The 16,526-nt window shown below is 66.9% G+C and carries 19 protein-coding genes and 2 pseudogenes; 12 read left to right on the top strand and 9 right to left on the bottom strand.

Translation table 11 applies throughout. The features are described 5' to 3' along the window. The 6 genes from VF649_RS02920 to VF649_RS02895 form a co-directional block, all read left to right on the top strand. Window positions 1-743 (top strand): quinoprotein dehydrogenase-associated putative ABC transporter substrate-binding protein (locus VF649_RS02920; protein WP_331010460.1); only part of this gene is annotated, 743 nt, incomplete at its 5' end. Then, on the top strand, window positions 740-1,114 hold the full coding sequence (locus VF649_RS02915) for a hypothetical protein (protein WP_331010459.1): 375 nt from the start codon (window positions 740-742) through the stop codon (window positions 1,112-1,114). The genes VF649_RS02920 and VF649_RS02915, both read left to right, overlap by 4 nt. A gap of 46 nt (window positions 1,115-1,160) precedes the next feature. Then, a complete protein-coding gene (locus tag VF649_RS02910; protein WP_414713630.1) occupies window positions 1,161-1,568 on the top strand; it encodes a c-type cytochrome in 408 nt (135 codons plus the stop codon). Continuing rightward, window positions 1,565-2,170, top strand: a complete 606-nt coding sequence (locus tag VF649_RS02905; RefSeq protein WP_331010458.1) for a hypothetical protein — start codon at window positions 1,565-1,567, stop codon at window positions 2,168-2,170. Before VF649_RS02910 ends, VF649_RS02905 begins: the two co-directional genes overlap by 4 nt. Then, window positions 2,167-3,204 carry a hypothetical protein gene (locus tag VF649_RS02900; protein WP_331010457.1) on the top strand — a complete coding sequence of 346 codons (1,038 nt, stop codon included), beginning with the start codon at window positions 2,167-2,169 and terminating at the stop codon, window positions 3,202-3,204. The genes VF649_RS02905 and VF649_RS02900 overlap by 4 nt, the downstream gene beginning before the upstream one ends. Before the next feature lie 34 nt (window positions 3,205-3,238). Continuing rightward, entirely contained in the window at window positions 3,239-5,716 is a 2,478-nt protein-coding gene (locus tag VF649_RS02895; protein WP_331010456.1) for a TonB-dependent receptor, read from the top strand. A 9-nt stretch (window positions 5,717-5,725) separates the two neighbouring features. Here the strand turns inward: VF649_RS02895 and VF649_RS02890 are convergent, their stop codons facing one another. Genes VF649_RS02890 through VF649_RS02880 form a run of 3 tightly spaced genes read right to left on the bottom strand, consistent with a single transcriptional unit; the run spans window position 5,726 to window position 8,016 of the window. Further along, complete coding sequence (locus VF649_RS02890) at window positions 5,726-6,286, bottom strand: rhodanese-like domain-containing protein (RefSeq protein ID WP_331010455.1); 561 nt, start codon at window positions 6,284-6,286, stop codon at window positions 5,726-5,728. Next, on the bottom strand, window positions 6,283-7,092 hold the full coding sequence (locus VF649_RS02885; protein WP_331010454.1) for a quinoprotein dehydrogenase-associated SoxYZ-like carrier: 810 nt from the start codon (window positions 7,090-7,092) through the stop codon (window positions 6,283-6,285). The genes VF649_RS02890 and VF649_RS02885 overlap by 4 nt, the downstream gene beginning before the upstream one ends. Window positions 7,093-7,125: 33 nt before the next feature. Continuing rightward, window positions 7,126-8,016: a quinoprotein relay system zinc metallohydrolase 2 gene (locus VF649_RS02880; RefSeq protein ID WP_331010453.1), complete on the bottom strand. Its 891-nt coding sequence runs from the start codon at window positions 8,014-8,016 to the stop codon at window positions 7,126-7,128. Window positions 8,017-8,499: 483 nt separating this feature from the next. Here VF649_RS02880 and VF649_RS02875 point away from each other — a divergent pair. Further along, a pseudogene (locus VF649_RS02875) lies at window positions 8,500-9,229 on the top strand (IS5 family transposase); the annotation flags it as partial. Window positions 9,230-9,328: 99 nt separating this feature from the next. Here the strand turns inward: VF649_RS02875 and VF649_RS02870 are convergent. The 4 genes from VF649_RS02870 to VF649_RS02855 form a co-directional block, all read right to left on the bottom strand. Next, window positions 9,329-9,754, bottom strand: coding sequence for a biopolymer transporter ExbD (locus VF649_RS02870; protein ID WP_331010452.1), 426 nt, complete (start codon window positions 9,752-9,754; stop codon window positions 9,329-9,331). A 56-nt stretch (window positions 9,755-9,810) separates the two neighbouring features. Further along, a complete protein-coding gene (locus VF649_RS02865; RefSeq protein ID WP_331010451.1) occupies window positions 9,811-10,293 on the bottom strand; it encodes a biopolymer transporter ExbD in 483 nt (160 codons plus the stop codon). A 114-nt stretch (window positions 10,294-10,407) separates the two neighbouring features. After that, the gene (locus VF649_RS02860; protein WP_331010450.1) at window positions 10,408-11,166 is read right to left on the bottom strand and encodes a MotA/TolQ/ExbB proton channel family protein; all 759 of its coding nucleotides are present in this window, start codon (window positions 11,164-11,166) and stop codon (window positions 10,408-10,410) included. Between the two features lie 83 nt (window positions 11,167-11,249). Next, on the bottom strand, window positions 11,250-11,906 hold the full coding sequence (locus VF649_RS02855; protein WP_331010449.1) for an energy transducer TonB: 657 nt from the start codon (window positions 11,904-11,906) through the stop codon (window positions 11,250-11,252). A gap of 267 nt (window positions 11,907-12,173) precedes the next feature. Between VF649_RS02855 and VF649_RS02850 the strand changes: the two genes are divergently transcribed. Beyond that, window positions 12,174-13,016: a hypothetical protein gene (locus VF649_RS02850; protein ID WP_331010448.1), complete on the top strand. Its 843-nt coding sequence runs from the start codon at window positions 12,174-12,176 to the stop codon at window positions 13,014-13,016. A 3-nt stretch (window positions 13,017-13,019) separates the two neighbouring features. On the opposite strand, the gene VF649_RS02845 is transcribed toward VF649_RS02850, so the two are convergent. Both VF649_RS02845 and VF649_RS02840 read right to left on the bottom strand, forming a co-directional pair. After that, a complete protein-coding gene (locus VF649_RS02845) occupies window positions 13,020-13,433 on the bottom strand; it encodes a dihydroneopterin aldolase (protein ID WP_331010447.1) in 414 nt (137 codons plus the stop codon). After that, window positions 13,433-14,194 (bottom strand): SDR family NAD(P)-dependent oxidoreductase, encoded by a 762-nt coding sequence (locus tag VF649_RS02840; RefSeq protein ID WP_331010446.1) that lies wholly within the window; start codon window positions 14,192-14,194, stop codon window positions 13,433-13,435. The genes VF649_RS02845 and VF649_RS02840 overlap by 1 nt, the downstream gene beginning before the upstream one ends. Before the next feature lie 143 nt (window positions 14,195-14,337). Between VF649_RS02840 and VF649_RS02835 the strand changes: the two genes are divergently transcribed. The 4 genes and pseudogenes from VF649_RS02835 to VF649_RS02820 all read left to right on the top strand — a co-directional run. Further along, window positions 14,338-14,874: an N-acetyltransferase gene (locus VF649_RS02835; RefSeq protein ID WP_331010445.1), complete on the top strand. Its 537-nt coding sequence runs from the start codon at window positions 14,338-14,340 to the stop codon at window positions 14,872-14,874. Between the two features lie 10 nt (window positions 14,875-14,884). Then, the gene (locus VF649_RS02830; RefSeq protein WP_331010444.1) at window positions 14,885-15,454 is read left to right on the top strand and encodes a DUF1285 domain-containing protein; all 570 of its coding nucleotides are present in this window, start codon (window positions 14,885-14,887) and stop codon (window positions 15,452-15,454) included. After that, complete coding sequence (locus tag VF649_RS02825) at window positions 15,451-16,047, top strand: CoA pyrophosphatase (protein ID WP_331010443.1); 597 nt, start codon at window positions 15,451-15,453, stop codon at window positions 16,045-16,047. The genes VF649_RS02830 and VF649_RS02825 overlap by 4 nt, the downstream gene beginning before the upstream one ends. Beyond that, window positions 16,044-16,526, top strand: a pseudogene (locus VF649_RS02820) (CCA tRNA nucleotidyltransferase); the annotation flags it as partial. The gene VF649_RS02825 and the pseudogene VF649_RS02820, both read left to right, overlap by 4 nt.

Raw genomic sequence — 16,526 nt, 5'->3', positions numbered from 1 at the left:
AACGTGCGGAGGCGGTGGATCGCACCGCGCTGCGCGTCTGTGCCGATCCTGCATCGCCGCCCCTGTCGGTGCAGGACGGCAGCGGCGTCGAAAACCGTATCGCCGAACTGTTCGCGCGCGCGCTGAAGGTCCCGGTCCGCTACGTCTGGTTCCCCAGCGGCATGGGATTTTATCGTCAGACGCTGAATCTCCGTCGCTGCGACATCGTGATGGGAACCGCGGCTGGGAACGACATCGCGGCGACGACGATCCGCTATTACCGTTCGACCTATGTCCTCGTAACGCGCACGAAAGACGGGATCACCGCGTCGCGGCTCGACGATCCTGCGCTCGCACGGCGGTCCATCGGCGTGCAGGTGCGAACTCCGGCGGCCGACCTGATGGCGCGGTCCGGCCCCATGGACCGCATGAAGTCGTATGATCTGATGATCGATTCCCGCAACGATTCCGTCGGCCGTCGGCTGATCCAGGATCTGGAGGCCGGTCGCATCGACGGCGCGATCCTGTGGGGCCCGATCGCGGCCCATTTCACCGGCGCGACGCCGGCGATGTACCGGATGACGCCGCTGGCCGGTGATCCGGACCTGCCGATGGCCTATGACATCGCGATGGCGGTGCGCTTTGGCGAGCCGCGCTGGCGCGCGCAGGTCGATCAGCTCATCCGCGATCATCGCACGCAGATCGCCACCATCCTGTCCGCAGCGCGGATCCCGCTGTTGCCTATGCCAGAGACCAAGCCATGATGAAGCAAGGATCGAATGCGCCGGCCATCATGCGGGCCGCCTTCGTGGCGCTCGCCCTGCTGAGCCCGGTCATGCCGGCGCTGACGGCCCCGCCCGCCAACGATTATCCGACCGAAGCGCGGGTCGATTATGTGATCGGCTGCATGGCCGCCAACGGTCAGACGCAGGACGTGATGCGGCGCTGTGCGTGCAGCATCGATACGGTCGCGTCGATCCTGCCGTTTGCGGCATATGAACAGGCCGATACCGTCATGCGGATGCGCGGTGCGACCGGCGAAACCTCAAGCCTGTTCCGCGATGTCGCGCAGCTTCGCGATGCCGTCGATCGCCTGCGCGCCGCGCAGGTCGAAGCCGACTTTCGATGTTTTTAACATCCTCGCCGCTATCCTCGCTGACGATTATCCATGGAGACATGACATGAAGACCACCCGTCCAACTCTGCGGATCGCGGCCGTGCTGACCCTGTTGGCCGCGGGCACGACCATGGCGGCCGCACCCGCGTCGGCGCAGGCCGGCGACGCCGTCAAAGGCAAGGCCACTTTCGCGAAATGCATGATCTGCCACGCGGTCGAACCGGGCAAGAACAAGCTCGGGCCGACGCTCAGCGGCGTTGTCGGGCGCAAGGCCGGCACCGTTCCGGGCTATGCCTATTCCGCCGCGATGAAGGCGATCGGCCTCACCTGGACGCCGGCGGTGCTCGACAAATATCTCGCCAGCCCGCGCGCGGTGGTGCCGGGTACCAAGATGATCTTCGCCGGTCTGCCCGCACCGGCCGACCGCGCCAACGTCATCGCCTATCTCGGAAATCCGGCCGCGGTGAAATGATCCTGCGGGCTGCCCTTGCGGTTGCGGTCGCGATGATCGGTGCGGGTGCGGCTTCGGCCGCGCCCGCTCCCCCCGCGGCTGCCGGTTGGCCGTGCGAAACCGATCCAAAGCCTGCGCTGGCGCTTGGCGATTACTGGCCGGACGCCGCGCGCATGAAGGCATCGGCCAACCGGGTCGATCCTGCCCTCGATACGCTGGTCGCCGAGGTGGCGCCCCGGCGACTGGACCAGGCTGAGGCGGTCGATCGACTCCGGGCATTCGTCGCACGGTCGGGATCGGTCGCGGAACGGGTTCAGCTTGCGACCGCGCTGTTGGACACGATCGACGGGGAACGAAAGGTCATCCTCGACGGCATCCGGCGCTTCAACAGCCGGCAAGACCAGCTGGCGAAGCGGATTGAACAAGGCTACGCCGCGCTGGACGCGCCAGACGCCGCGCAGACCGGCGAAGCACGACAGGCGCTTGAAGATCAGGCACGCTGGGACCAGCGCATATTCGAGGACCGCCAACGCATGCTGCCGATCATCTGTCGCCAACCGGCCATTCTGGAAGCCCGTGTCGCGGCGCTGATCGCGGCGGTTCGCCCGGGCGCGTCCAGATGAGGCGGGCCCGGCTGGCCGCGATGCTGGCGGTAACGGCGCTTGCGGGATGCGCGAAACCCGCGCCCGACGCCGTCGCCACCTCCCCTGCCTATCTGGTCTATGCGACCAACGAACGGTCCGGCGACGTCAGCGTCATCGATCCGGACCAGCGCAAGGAAATCGGGCGGATCGCCATCGGCAAGCGGCCGCGCGGCCTGGTCGCCAGCCCGGACGGGCGCTTCCTCTACGTCGCGGTCAGTGGGTCGCCCGCCGCAGGGCCGGGTGTCGACGAATCCAAACTGCCCCCGGCGGACAAGGCCGCAGACGGCATCGTCGTGATCGATCTCGCCACGCGCAAGCTGTTACGCACGCTGCGCGGAATATCCGATCCGGAACAGGTCGCAATCAGCGCCGATGGCGAGCAGCTTTATGTCGCCAGCGAGGATACTGGCGAACTCGTGGTACTGAAGCGGCAGGGCGGTATCGCGGGTCGGCTTCGTGTCGGCGGCGAACCCGAAGGCATCGGCCTCTCGCCCGATGGTGCCGTGGTTCTGGCGACGTCGGAGGAGGACCACAGCGTCGCGATCGTGCGCGGCACGCCGCCCGCCGTCATCGGACGGATCGAGGTGGGGCAGCGCCCACGCAACGTGGCGTTCCTGGACCAGAACCGTGCGATCGTGCCGGGCGAATTCGATGCATCGCTCAGCCTGGTCGATGTCGCCAACGCCCGTCGCGTGCGGACGATCACGCTGGCCAAGGCGGATCGCCCGATGGGCGTCGCCCGCCTCGATGCGCATACCGCGCTGGTCACGACCGGACGCAGTGGCCGGCTGGTCCGCGTGGATGTCGACGCGCAACGGCCGGAAACCGGCTCGGTCGATGTCGGCCCCCGCCCCTGGGGGCTGACGATCGCCCCCGATCACGCGCTGGCCTTCACCGCCAATGGCCCGTCGAACGACATCGCCATCGTCGACCCCGCCACCATGACGCTTGTCGGCAAGGTCAAGGTCGGCGATGGCCCCTGGGGCGTGCTGGCGGTCGCGACCCCACGCTGACAGCAACAATGCCGATACCTCATCAGGGCCTGCAATGATCACGACTGCAATGTTCGGAAGCGCGGCGCTGGTTGCGCTGCTCGGGACGGTTCCGGCCGAGCCGGATGACTTGCCCGCGACCACCGAGATCGTCGTCATCGGCCAGACTCCGCTCAGCGATGTCGGCGAAGGGGCGTTGCGCTATCCTGCCCAGACGGCCAGCGATGAAGAGATCGAGGCCGCGCATGCGGTCGACGTGACGGATTATCTCCGCCGCATGGGCGGCGGCGTGTTCGTCAACGACGTCCAGAACAACCCGCTGCAACCGGACATCAACTATCGCGGCTTCACCGCCTCGCCGCTGCTCGGCACGCCGCAGGGCCTGTCGGTCTATGTCGATGGCGTCCGCGTCAACCAGCCGTTCGGCGACGTCGTCAGCTGGGATCTGATCCCGAAATCGGCCATCCGCTCGCTCAGCCTGGTGCCCGGCTCCAACCCGCTGTTCGGGCGCAACGCGCTGGGTGGCGCGCTGTCGATCCGCACCAAGGATGGGCTGTCCGATCCCGGCTTCGAGGTGGAGGGCAGCTACGGGACCTATCGCCGCCGCACGGCGGAGGCGCAGGCCGGTGGCAAGATCGCCGGCGGGTTCGACTGGTTCCTGAGCGGAGACTATTTTGCCGAACGTGGCTGGCGCGACACCTCGCCATCGCGCGCCTATCAGCTGTTCGGCAAGGGTGGCTGGTCCGATCATGCCAGCCGGCTGGCGCTGTCGGCCAGCTTTGCCGACACCGATCTGAATGGCAACGGGCTGCAGGAACTGCGCCTGCTCGAACGCGACCGCTCCAGCGTCTATACCAAGCCGGACACCACGAAGAACCGCGCGATCCTCGCCAACCTGACCGGCGATCACACCTTTTCGCGGCAGCTCCGCCTGTCCGGAAACCTGTTCTATCGCAAGATCCGCACCCGCACCTTCAATGGTGACATCAACGACGATGCCCTTGGGCAGGATGTGTATCAACCGGATGCCGCCGAACGCGCCGCACTGGCCGCGGCGGGCATCACCGGCGTGCCGCTTGCGGGCGAAACGCAGGATAACACCCCCTTCCCGCGCTTCCGCTGCATCGCCGCTGCCCTGTTGAACAGCGAACCGAATGAAACCTGCACCGGGTTGCTCAATCGCTCCGTCACCGACCAGCAGGAACGCGGCGCCACGCTGGAACTGACGTGGACTGCGCCGCTGGCCCGGATGGACAACCGGCTGACGATCGGAACCAGCTATGTCCGCAGCACCGCCGATTTCGGCCAGACCTCGCAATTCGGCTATCTCACACCGGATCGCGGCATCGTGGCGGTGGACGGCGACGGCGCGTTCGCGGATGGGACACAGCAATCCGACGATGCTTTCGATGCGCGTGCCGATCTCACCGGCCGCACCACCGGCTTCAGCGTCTACGGCGTGGACACGCTCAAGCCGACCGACACGGTCCAGATCGATCTTTCCGCGCGGTTCGATCATACCCTGATCCGCAACCGCGACCGCATCACCCCCGGCGGCGGCACCGGCTCGCTGGACGGCGATCATCGGTTTCAGGCGTTCAATCCCGCGCTGTCCATCGCCTGGGATCCGGACAGGCGCATCGGCGTCGACGCCGCCATCGCACGCACCAGCCGCGCGCCGTCCGCCATCGAACTGGGCTGTTCCGACCCCGAAAGCCCCTGCCGCCTGCCCAACGCCCTGGCCGGAGATCCCCCTCTGGATCAGGTGATCGCCACCACCGTCGAAGGCGGCGTCCATGGTATCCTGCGCGGGCTGACCTGGCGCATCGGCGCATTCCGCACGAACAGCCGGCGGGACATCCTGTTCGTAGCCGATGACACCGCCGGGTTCGGCTATTTCCGCAACTTCGGCGGCACCCGCCGCCAAGGCATCGATATCGATGGACGCGCCACGTTCGGCCCGTTCGCGCTCTCCACCCACTACACCTTCCTCGACGCGACCTACCGCAGCGCGGAAACGGTGAACGGCGCTGCGAACAGCGCAAATGACGGTCCCGCTCCCGGCTTCGAAGGCGTGATCGACATCGTGCGAGGCGATCGCATCCCGCTGATCCCGCGTCACATCTTCAAGGCTGCGGTCGATTGGAAGCTGCTGCCGGCGCTGTCGCTCAATTTCGATATGGTCGCAATTTCCGGCGCCCTGGCGCGTGGCAACGAAAATGGCGCGCATCAGCCGGACGGCGTCTATTATCTGGGCGACGGCGGCACGCGTGGCTACGCGGTCTTCAACCTCGGCACGGATTACCACCCGACCCGTACGCTCACCCTGTTTGCGCAGGTCAACAACCTGTTCGACCGCCGCTACGCCACCGCCGCGCAGCTGGGCGCGACCGCGTTCGACGCGCGCGGCAATTTCGTGGCACGACCGTTTTCCGGCCCGGTCATCGACGGGGAACGGCCGCTTCTCGGTTCGACCTTCTATGCGCCCGGCGCGCCGCGCACATTGCAGGTGGGCGCAAAACTCCGGTTCTGATCGGCGGGCCTACCACTCCGCCGTTACGGGCGCGGTCGGATGGCGCTCTTGCCAGGCCTCGATCCCGCCGGGAAACCAGTGGATGCGGGAATAGCCCAGCGTCACCAGCCGACGCCCCGCATTCCAGCTCGCCCAGCATTGCGGGTGACAGAATACCACCACCGGACGCTGGTGATCGCCGCCCGTCCAACCGGAAACCATCGCGGCAAGCCGGCCTGCCCGTGCGGGGTTCAGATCGGCGCCTCCTGCCCCCGGTAACCAGTGGCTGCCCGGGATCGATCGGTGCAACGGCGCCCAGTAGGCCCCCACCGTCAACCCCGCCGGCCGCGGCGGGTTGGGGCTGACATCGATCAGCACCGCACCTGGTGTCGCCAGCACCCGGTCAAGGCCGTCCAGATCGACCACCTGCGCCCCGCGCAGTGTCGCGGGTGTGCGGCCGGCCATGACCCCAGACCAGTATCCCTCCGGCTCCGGCACCGCACCCGCCATGCCCACGATCGTGGTAGCTGGCGCAGTCGCGGCCGAGAGCACGAGCACGAGCACGAGCGCGAGCGCGACCGCCCGGATCATCCCGTCCTGCCCGGCAGGTCGAACGTCCGTACCCAGCGCCCGTTCTGGTTGTCGGTCACGACCACGCTCATCGGCCCGGTCCCCTGCGGCACAAGCGTGAAGCCGATCACCGGATCGCTGGACAGCGAGATATCTCCGTCCAGCGCCAACACGCTGCGCCCGCCTTGCGTGACGGTCACCCGCTGCACGAAGCGCGCAGGGGTATAGAGCCGGGTGATCTGGTTCATCTGCATGCCGGAAAAGTTGGGATGCTTGATCATCAACGTTGTCGTCATCGCCGGCCCCGCGACCGCCGGATTGAACCGGACCTTCATCATGCCCATGCCGGCCATCGCCTGTTCGTCGCTGACCCCGATCGGCGCGGAACAGCCGCCGGATGCCTTGATGAATCGCGCCACCTCCGCCAGCCGCCCGTCGTTCAACGTCGCGACCGCATGCAGGTTGGTATAGCCGTCGATCCGCACGCGCAGAGTGACCGCCGATGCGTCGACACCCGGCCCGAACACCAGATGCGCGGCATGCGGCGCGGGATTGTCGTCGATGACCAGATCAAGCGCCTTCACCTGCCCGGGGGTTTTCAGTGTCAGCGTGATCGGCACCAGCGACGCGTCCAGCGCCCGCGCCGGGGCATCGATCGCGATCAACGGCTCGCCCGGCACGAACGCGGCGCTTCCGAACAGCGCGGTCCGCACCTCCCGCCACCGCGCCGCGCGCCCGGCATCGTCATCCAGCCCGCCGGCATGCGCCGTTCCCACCAGCACCGCCAGCATGGCGATGCCTGCTCCCGTGACGCACCCGACCTGCATCTCACCTGCTCCCGCGGCGCCCGTCCCGAACGATCATTCCCATTCAAGCTCTTTATACGCCATCGTCACGTTGCGCCCATGATAGGCATCGAACAAGCGCCATCTGCCACGTTCGCTGCGCCCCACGACGTCGATCGCCGCCGGGATCGATAATCCGCGCACGATGGCCGCCCGCGTGTCGTCGCGCAGCGCGCGGAGGTAGCGCAGCAGCGGCACGACCGCGGTCGGGAATGAGACCAGCGCGGGGCCATGCCCCGGCACGGCGCGACGGACCCCCTCGGCGACCATGGTCTCCAGCACCGCGATCCATCCGCGCACACTGCCGTCCAGTGCCGGCACCCGGTCCACGAACAGCAGGTCGCCGGCGAACAGGATGCCGGTGGTGCTATCCGATAGTGTCAGGTCAGCCGGGGAATGTGCCGTCGGGTGCGCGGTCACGGTGATCGTCCGCTCGCCCAGATCGATCGGCAAAGACGCCTGTTCGGCAACGAGGCGGGTCGGCGACACCAGCCTGCCCGCGAGCGCATCACCCAATATCTGCGCCAGTCTGATCCGGTCATAGTCTCCGCGGGCCGCATAGACCGCGGCAAGCCGCTGATGCCCCACGAAGATCGCGCGGTCGTCAACAAAGGCCGACGCACCGAAATCATGATCGGGATGGCCATGACTGACGATGACATGGCTGATCGGCAACCGCGTTCGCCGCCGGATCTCGGTTCGCAACCAGGCTCCATCGGCATGGCTCCCGCCAGGATCCGTCACGGCCACACTTTGCGATCCGATCACGAAGCCGGCGTTGCCGATCGCGTCACGATTGGCGCGGGTCGCTTCGGCATCGATCCCCCGCCGGATGAAGATACCCGGCGCGATCTTGATCAGCGCGTTCGGTCCGGTCGCAGCCGGCAGGATCGATGCACATGCCAATCCGGCCGCACCGCTGAGGATCCGACGACGCGTCGCGCCGCTGACCGAACGAGAAGATCGGACCTGCACACCCGAGTGTCAGCGATAACCGCCTGATCTTCAATGATGGAATCGTCCATGTGCTCGATGCCTGCTCGATGCCCGATCGATGCTTGGGCACCGTAGCTGCCAACTGGGATCAAGCGTCAACCGACACGCGCCAAGGCCACGAAGCCATTGCTTGAGGGGATATCACCCAGTTCTCGGACATACCGCGCACCCAAGCCGTGCAGCCACCGTGCCTCGCGCAGCGCTGGTATCATTCGCGACCAGCGCTCGCATCATCCCGATCGACCGATCCCGCCCGTCCGTCGACGCCAAGCTGCTCGCCTTGCCAACGAGGCTGCCGCATCCGGTCACCGTCGTCTTGGGCCGTGTGCTCGAAGCACTCCTGGGTGGCTGGCGACATGGTTCAAGGCTGCTCCTGCGCCGGGGGGGGGGGTGATGGATAGATCGGTGCTGAGCAACAGCATCCGGGAGCGGATGGCACCGTTGGTCTTCGATCGTCCGGACGAGAAGGGTTCGACGGGGCGCGACACCGGATGTTCGTCGAGGCGGTGTTGGGGATCGTGCGACAGGGTCACCATGACGTGATCTGCCGGAGGTAGTCGGCAACGGGTACGCGCCTTTCGCGACTTCAGCCGGCGGAGTGGGAAAGGGGCATGGTGGCGGATATTCCAAGCCATATCGGATGATTCCGATGTCGAACCTCTCATCTTCGACAGCACCGTCGTTCGCCCATCGGCATGCGGCTGGGGTGAAAAAGCGGCTGACGATCAGGCTATCAGCCGTTCGTGAGGTGGACCAAGCACCAAGATCCACATCGCCGTTCGGGACTCGGCTGTCCGGTACGGCTCAGGCGAACCGCCGCAGAAGGGCGACGCCGCGCAAGCCGCTGCTCTCATCGATGCGTTTCCTGCCAGCATCGTCACGGCCGACATCGCCTGTGACAGCGACGTCTTGTGCAGGCGATCGCCGCTAAAAGCACAACAGCCGTCATCCCGAGCGATCCATCATGCACCGTCAGGCATCCGCTCGACACGCACCTCCGTACCCCGCCACACCTCGTCGCATGTCGCCTCTCAACGCTCATGCAGTTTCGACCGGCCGTCACACGGTTCGAAAAATCGTCCGCAACGACCGTGCGATCATCAAACGTGCCGCCACCATCCTGTCGCTTGGACGCCTGTTCACGTCGCCTGGACCGGCTACTCCTGCCAGAACAAAAAAGGCGGACCACCGGCCCGCCTTTTGTCGTTTCAGAATGCAACCGTCAGAAGTTAGAGTAGGCTTCGTTACCTACGAACCCCATCTTCTCGACCTTCGCCCGCTTTGTAACGGCCAAGACCTCGTCAACCAGTTCGTACCGCGCCTGGGGGTCGGGTTGCAGATGCAGTTCCGGGATCGGCGACATCGTCTGGGTCTGATCGAGATACTGACGCAGCGTCACCAGGTCGAGCGGCGTGCCGTTCCACAGCGTCTGCCCCGTCGGGGTGATCACGATCTTGTTCTTCACCGGGTTGATCGGCGGCGGGGTCGAGTCCTGCGAATCCTGCGGCAGATCCAGCTTCACGGCGTGGGTCTGGATCGGGATCGTGATGATGAACATGATGAGCAACACCAGCATCACGTCGATCAACGGCGTGGTGTTGACGTCCATCATGGGCTCGCCTTCGGCGGTGCCTGCGGCCATTGCCATCCAAATTACTCCTACAAACCCTGTTCGATCACGTCAGCGGACGTCCAGCGGTCGATTTACAGCCGCGGTGCGCTCGCGGTTCCCGGTGCCGGCTCGGAAATGAAACCGACCCGTGCGAAACCGGCACGCTGCATCTGGTAGATTGCGCCACCGATGCACCGGTACGGCGTGTTGATGTCGCCGCGGATATGCGCCTCGGGCAGTTCGAGCCCGGGTGCGTTCGGCCCGCCCTGCTTGTCGATCTCCGCCTTCAGCTTCACGACCGCACGGTCGATCAGTTCCTGCGAATTCACCTGGGTCTTGCCCCAGTAGATTTCGCAGTTGTTGCCGGAACCGCGAACGGACAGCGAGACATTCTCCGGCTTGGTCACTGTCGGCTCGAACACCACCTTCGGCAGCTGCACCGGAATGCTCTGAATCGCCGCGGGAACGGTAATCAGGAAGATGATGAGAAGCACCAGCATGACGTCGACCAGCGGGGTCGTGTTGATGTCCGACAGCGGGGCGCCGTCTTCAGTAGGGCCTGCACTCATGGCCATCGAGAGATATCCTATCCTGGTGTCTTGGCCGATCGATGCGGCCCTCGGGGCGGTTCGGACCGGCGGGAGTCATCCCGCCGGTCCGTCCACATCCCGTGGATCAGGCCCCGTGGATCAAGCCTTGGTGATCGTCGCGGTGCCGGTCTTGGTCGGCGTCACCGGCGGTGCGGTGCGGGCCGAAACCAGCGCCGGCTTCAGCGCGCCGTTCGACACCATATAGCCATGCAGGTCGGTCGCGAAGGCGCCCAGCTGCTCGGCGATCACCTTGTTGCGGCGGATCAGCCAGTTGTAGGCGAGCACCGCGGGAACCGCCACGGCCAGGCCGAGCGCGGTCATGATCAGTGCCTCACCGACCGGGCCGGCAACGGCGTCGATCGAAGCCTGACCGGCGGCGCCGATCTTGATCAGCGCGCGATAGATGCCGATCACGGTACCGAACAGGCCGATGAACGGCGACGTCGAACCGACGGTCGCCAGAACGGCCAGACCATTGCCCAGCTTCGAATTTATCGAGGCCTGGCTGCGGCCGAGCGAGGACCCCAGCCACTCATGCTGATCGACCGGATCGGTCAGCTTGGTGTGCTCGTCCTGCGCACGCAGGCCGTCGTCGGCAATCTGACGATAGGCCGAGTTCTTTTCGAGCTTGCCCGCACCTTCGCGGATCGACGGCGTGCCCCAGAAGGACGTGCGGACGCGCTTCGCCTGATTGAGGATCTTCTGCTGTTCGAACAGCTTCGTGAACAGGATGTACCAGCTGGCGGCGGACATGATCACGAGGATGATGAACACGGTCCAGGCGATGACACCGCCCTGCTGGAGCGCGGCCATCAGACCAAACTGGTTTTCCGCTGCGGCGGCGGTCGGAGTTGCCATGGTGGGGTGATCCTTACGAATTGAAACGGGGGGTGTGGGGGTGTCCGGGCGGCTTGCGATCAAGCCACCCGGACCTTGTCAGCTCATTCTTCCGGCAGGCGCCACGTAAACCGCAGCGTCTTGGTGCCACCCGGGATCGGGTTCCCGGCCTGGTCGAGCGCCGGAGAATAACGCCCGCGGCGGGTGACCAGACGGCATGCCGTGTCGTCCAGGGTTGCCGATCCGCTCGACGAGGATACGCGGCAATTTTCGATCCGACCCTGTGCATTCACATCGAAGGTCAGGCCCGACGTGCCCTGTTCCGAATTGCGGATCGAGCTGGGCGGATAGTCGTCCGTCGTCACCCAGGACGCCGGGTTGCCCCGTGCCGCAGCCGCCTTCGATGCGACGGGCGCAACCGGTGGCGCGGGGGGCGCCGGCGTGGTGATCACCGGCGCCGTCGGCGTCAGCGAAGGTGGCGGGGCGATCCGCACGGTGGAAACCTGCGGCGGGGTGACCACCGGGGTCCGCACGATCGGCGGCGGCGATACGACCTGCGGCGGCGGCACCACCTGCGGCGTTTCGGGCGGCGGCGGGGGCGGCGGCTCCGGCGGGGGCGGTGGCTCCTCGACGTTGAACGTCTTCAGATCTTCGACCTTGGCCTTGATCACACTCAGGCTGAGGCCGTTCATGAAGGCGTATCCGAGCAGCACATGCAACAACACGACGAAGCCGATCGCAACCAGCTTCCGTGTGCTCATGGTTGGGGAATCAGCGTATGCCATTAATCAAGGTCTCTCCTTCGACCGACACACTCGGTGCCCCGAGAACTCCCACAGCGAACCGGGCCGCAGCAACGCCGCCCGATCGCCCTACATCCGCCACACTTTTCCGGCGTTGTCGACGTATTAACACTTTGTATCGCGACACGCGCCGCTGCGTCAAACCAATTTGTCCGACGTCGGTTGTAGTTGCAGATCACCCGATTTCGCGATCACGCCCGCAATGCAGAATGAAGTGAGAATGTCGTGACAGCCCGTTGGATTCGCTTGATATCGACGTTGCTACCGCTGGCCGTCGCCACGGCTGGGCCGGTGGCGGCGCAACCCGTCCCGCCGGTGCTGGCGCCGTCGGAATCCGGGCCCGCCTTCGCCGATCTCGCCGACATGGCGGTTGCCGCCCCGATCGTTGCGGGTGTGCAGATTCGCACGACAATCAAGCTGAAAGGCCCGGATGCCGTAGGGGTGGCGCCCGGTGACACCCGGTTGTTCATCGAAGCCGACGTCGTGACGCTGCTGCGTGGCCAGGGGGGATTACCGACCGCGATCCGCTACCTCGCCGATGTCCGCAACGATGCGCGGGGCCGCGTGCCGAAGCTGAAGGGATCGCGCATGCTGCTGCTGGCCAGGCCCGTGGCCGGCCGGCCGGGGGAACTGCAACTGGTCGCGCACGGTGCGCAACTGGCGTGGACGCCCGCCACCGAACAGCGGTTGCGCACGCTGCTCACCGCCCTGGTCGCGCCCGACGCGCCGCCGCGGATCACCGGCATCTCCGGCGCCTTCCACGTTCCGGGGTCGCTGCCGGGGGAAAGCGAAACCCAGATCTTCCTGACCACCGCCAGCGCCAAGCCCGTATCGCTCAGCATCCTGCGCCGCCCCGGCGAGCAGCCGCGCTGGGCCGTGTCGCTGTCCGATATCGTCGACGAGACTGCGGCCACGCCCGCGCGTGAGACGCTGCTGTGGTATCGCCTTGCCTGCGCCCTGCCGCCGGCCTTGCCGGAAGCGGCCACCGCCGCGCTGGCGCCGGAGGACAATGCCGCGGCCCGCGCGGATTATGCGGTGGTGATCGCTGGCCTTGGCCCCTGTCGGTAGTGGTCAGAAGGAACTGATCTCCACGCCGACCCCCGCGCAATCCGGGTAGATATCGGGCTTGCGCGCCGACACCCGGAGCGCGGTCACCCCGGCGCGCGCGGCGATCATGTCGTAGATGGCGGCGACCAGGGTTTCCTGCAGATTGAACCGCCGGCTGAGCGCCAATCGCCCGATTTCGGTACGCAGGAAATCATAGTCCCACGCCGATTCGGCACGATCGTCTCGCGGAAACGCGTCCGGCTGCACCCAGACATCGACCGACACCATCAGGCGCTGCGGCGTGCCGACCTCGAAATCGTGGAATCCGATATCCACCGGCAAGACATAGTCGGTCAGGAAGATCCGGTGCGTGCGCGGCGCGAGCGCCGCGGGGACCAGGCCGTCCAGCGAGGGGGCAAGTGCGAGCGAATCGGTCATCAGGCGTCCATATATTGTACGTCGCGCGGCAGCCCCAGGAAACGCTGGCCCGCATCCAGTGTGATCGTCTGGCCGGTCAGCACCGGCGTCGCGACGAGATAGCGCAAGGCGGCGACGATGTCGTCCACCACGACACCGCGGCCAAGCGCATTCATCCGGTGAACGGCATCGAAATTGTCGCGCGTCTGCTTGCCGGATACCAGGGTGATCGACGGCGCGATCCCGCACACGCGGATCCCCTGCCCCGCCAGCGCGCGCGCCGACACTTCGGTCAACCCCGCCAGCCCGATCTTGGACAGCGTATAGGTGAAGAAATCCGGGTTCGGCTGCGCCAACTTCGCATCCAGGATATTCACGATCAGCCCGCCCGCCCCGGCCGGTACCGCCGCCGCGAACGCCTGCGTCAACAACGCCGGTCCGCGCAAATTGGTCGCCAGGTGCGCGTCCCAGTCCGCCACCGTAAAATCGGCCAGCGAATCATAACCGAATCGCGAGGCGTTGTTGACCAGCAACCCGACCGGCGGCAACCCGTCCAGCGCGGCGAACACCGCCGTCGCGACTTCGGCCGCGGCCAGATCGGCCTCCACGACGGTAACGCCGCCCAATTCGCGGGCCAGCGCCGCCGCCTCCACGCCCGACGCATGGCAATGCAGCAGCACATGCCAACCATCGGCGTGCAACGCGCGCACCAGCGCCGCACCGATCCGGCGTGCGCCGCCGGTCACGATCGCGGTCCGCGCCGCGCCAAATTCCGGCGTCATCGGCGCCTCCCCTGCTATTCCCGCCATCGCCCTTCATTGCAGACATTCCGGTCGGCGCGAACCCGAATCGCCGCACCGTCTTTCTTCCGCAAGGATCGGTGCCTATAGGCGCGCGCTCCGCCATCCTTGCCCAAGGTCCGCGCTTGACCAATATCCTGCCCCTGACGCTGGTAGCCCCTTCGGCGATCGAACGCCTGCTCGACGCGGCGTTCGGGGTCGATCGCCATGCGCGCACCGCCTATCGGTTGCGAGCCGGGGTCGACTGGATCGCGGACCTGTCCTTTGCCGCGCTGGCCGGCGACGTTCTGGTCGGATCGGTGCAATGCTGGCCGATCGCGCTGACCACGCCGGGGGGCGAGACGGTCCCGCTGACGCTGCTCGGCCCGGTCGCGGTCGATCCGGCGCGGCAGCATGCAGGCATCGGGCAGCGTTTGACCCGCGCCGCGATCGCCGCGATCCGCGCGCATGCCGCGCCGCCGCCGCTGCTGATCGGCGATCCCGAATATTATGGCCGGTTCGGGTTCGTCGCCGCGCCGACCGCGGGTTGGGATCTGCCGGGTCCGTTCGAGCCGCACCGGCTGTTGCTGCTGCCGACGCCGGGGCGGGTATTGCCCACCGCCGGCATGGTCGGCCCGCGCGTGACGATGCCGGGCTTTGCGTCCGGCGTGCGGATGGCCTAGATCGCCAACGATGCCGGCCACCCCGCCCCCGACCGATCTTTCCGGGCTTTCGCTCGCCGACATCGCGCAACTGGTCGCGGACCGCAAATTGCCGCCGGTCGATCAATGGCAGCCCGAACGCTGCGGCGACAGCGCGATGCGCATCGCGCGCGACGGCACCTGGTATCATGAAGCGTCGCCGATCGGCCGCCCGGCGATGGTCCGGCTGTTCTCCACCATCCTGCGGCGCGAACCGGACGGCGGCTATGTCCTCGTCACGCCGGCGGAAAAACTCGACATCCTGGTGGAGGATGCCCCGTTCGTCGCGGTCGAGGTCAAGGTGGACGGAACCGGGCGCGACCAGACCCTGGCCTTCCGGCTGAACACCGGCGATGTCGTGATCGCCGACGCCGATCATCCCTTGCGCGTCGTCGCGGCGTCCGACGGTCCCCGTCCCTACCTGCTGGTGCGGCCGGGGCTGGAAGCGCTGGTCGTGCGCAGCGTCTATTATGAACTGGCCACGCTGGCGCTCGAATCCGGTGACACCCCGCCCGGATTGTGGAGCGCAGGCCATGTCTTCGCGATCGATCCCGCCACATGACGCTGGCCGATCGGCTGCGCGCACGGATGCTGGCGGGTGGAAATCGCGGCACGGTCTTCCTGCCGGGCGACGGGCTGGACGGGCCCGATCTGCCCGGCGGGCCCGGCATGGCGGCCGCGGTTCTGGTGGCGATCACCGACCGCCCCGATCCGGGCGTCCTGCTCACCCGCCGCACGGATACGCTGCGGGCGCATGCCGGGCAGGTGGCGTTCCCCGGCGGCCGGATCGATCCGGCGGACGCCGACGCGGTCGCCGCTGCACTGCGCGAAGCCGAGGAGGAGATCGGGCTGCCCCGGCACCTGCCCGATGTCATCGGCATCGCCGATCGCTACCGCACCGTCACCGGTTACGACATCACGCCGGTGGTCGCGGTCATTCCGCCCGATCTGCCGCTGGTGCCGCAGGAAACCGAGGTTGCCGCGGTGTTCGAAGTTCCGCTCGCGTTCCTGCTTGATCCCGCCAATCACCGGCTGCAATCGATGCAATGGCGCGGTGCGGAGCGGCATTTCTATGAAATGCTGTGGGACGATCGGCGAATCTGGGGCGCGACCGCGGCGATGATCGTTAATCTCGCCAGGCGGCTGGCGCCATGATCACGCCGCAGGTTGCCCTGCCGCCCGCCACGCTCGATCCCGCGGCGGTTAGCCGGTTGTTCGCGGCGCTCGGCCCCGATCACGCGCGCTACATCGGCGGGTGGGTCCGCGATACCCTGCTCGGGCTTGCGCCGGACGATGTCGATCTCGCAACGATCCACCATCCCGACACCGTCGTCGCCCGGCTGGCGGCGGGCGGGGTGCCCTATTGGACGACGCCATCGGGCCTTGCGCACGGCACGGTCACCGCGATGCTGGTCGAACGCCCCGTGGAAATCACGACGCTGCGCCGCGATCTCGCCACCGACGGCCGGCATGCACGCGTTGCGTTCACCGACGACTGGCACGCCGATGCCGCGCGCCGGGACTTCACGATCAACGCCTTGTCCGCCGATCCTGCCACGGGTCTTGTCCGGGATTATTTCGGCGGGCTGGACGATCTTGCCGCTGGCCGCGTCCGCTTCATCGGCGATCCGCTG

The organism is Sphingomonas sp., from assembly GCF_036387535.1.
GTDB lineage: Bacteria > Pseudomonadota > Alphaproteobacteria > Sphingomonadales > Sphingomonadaceae > Sphingomonas_R.
This window is presented reverse-complemented; position numbering and strand designations above follow the sequence as displayed.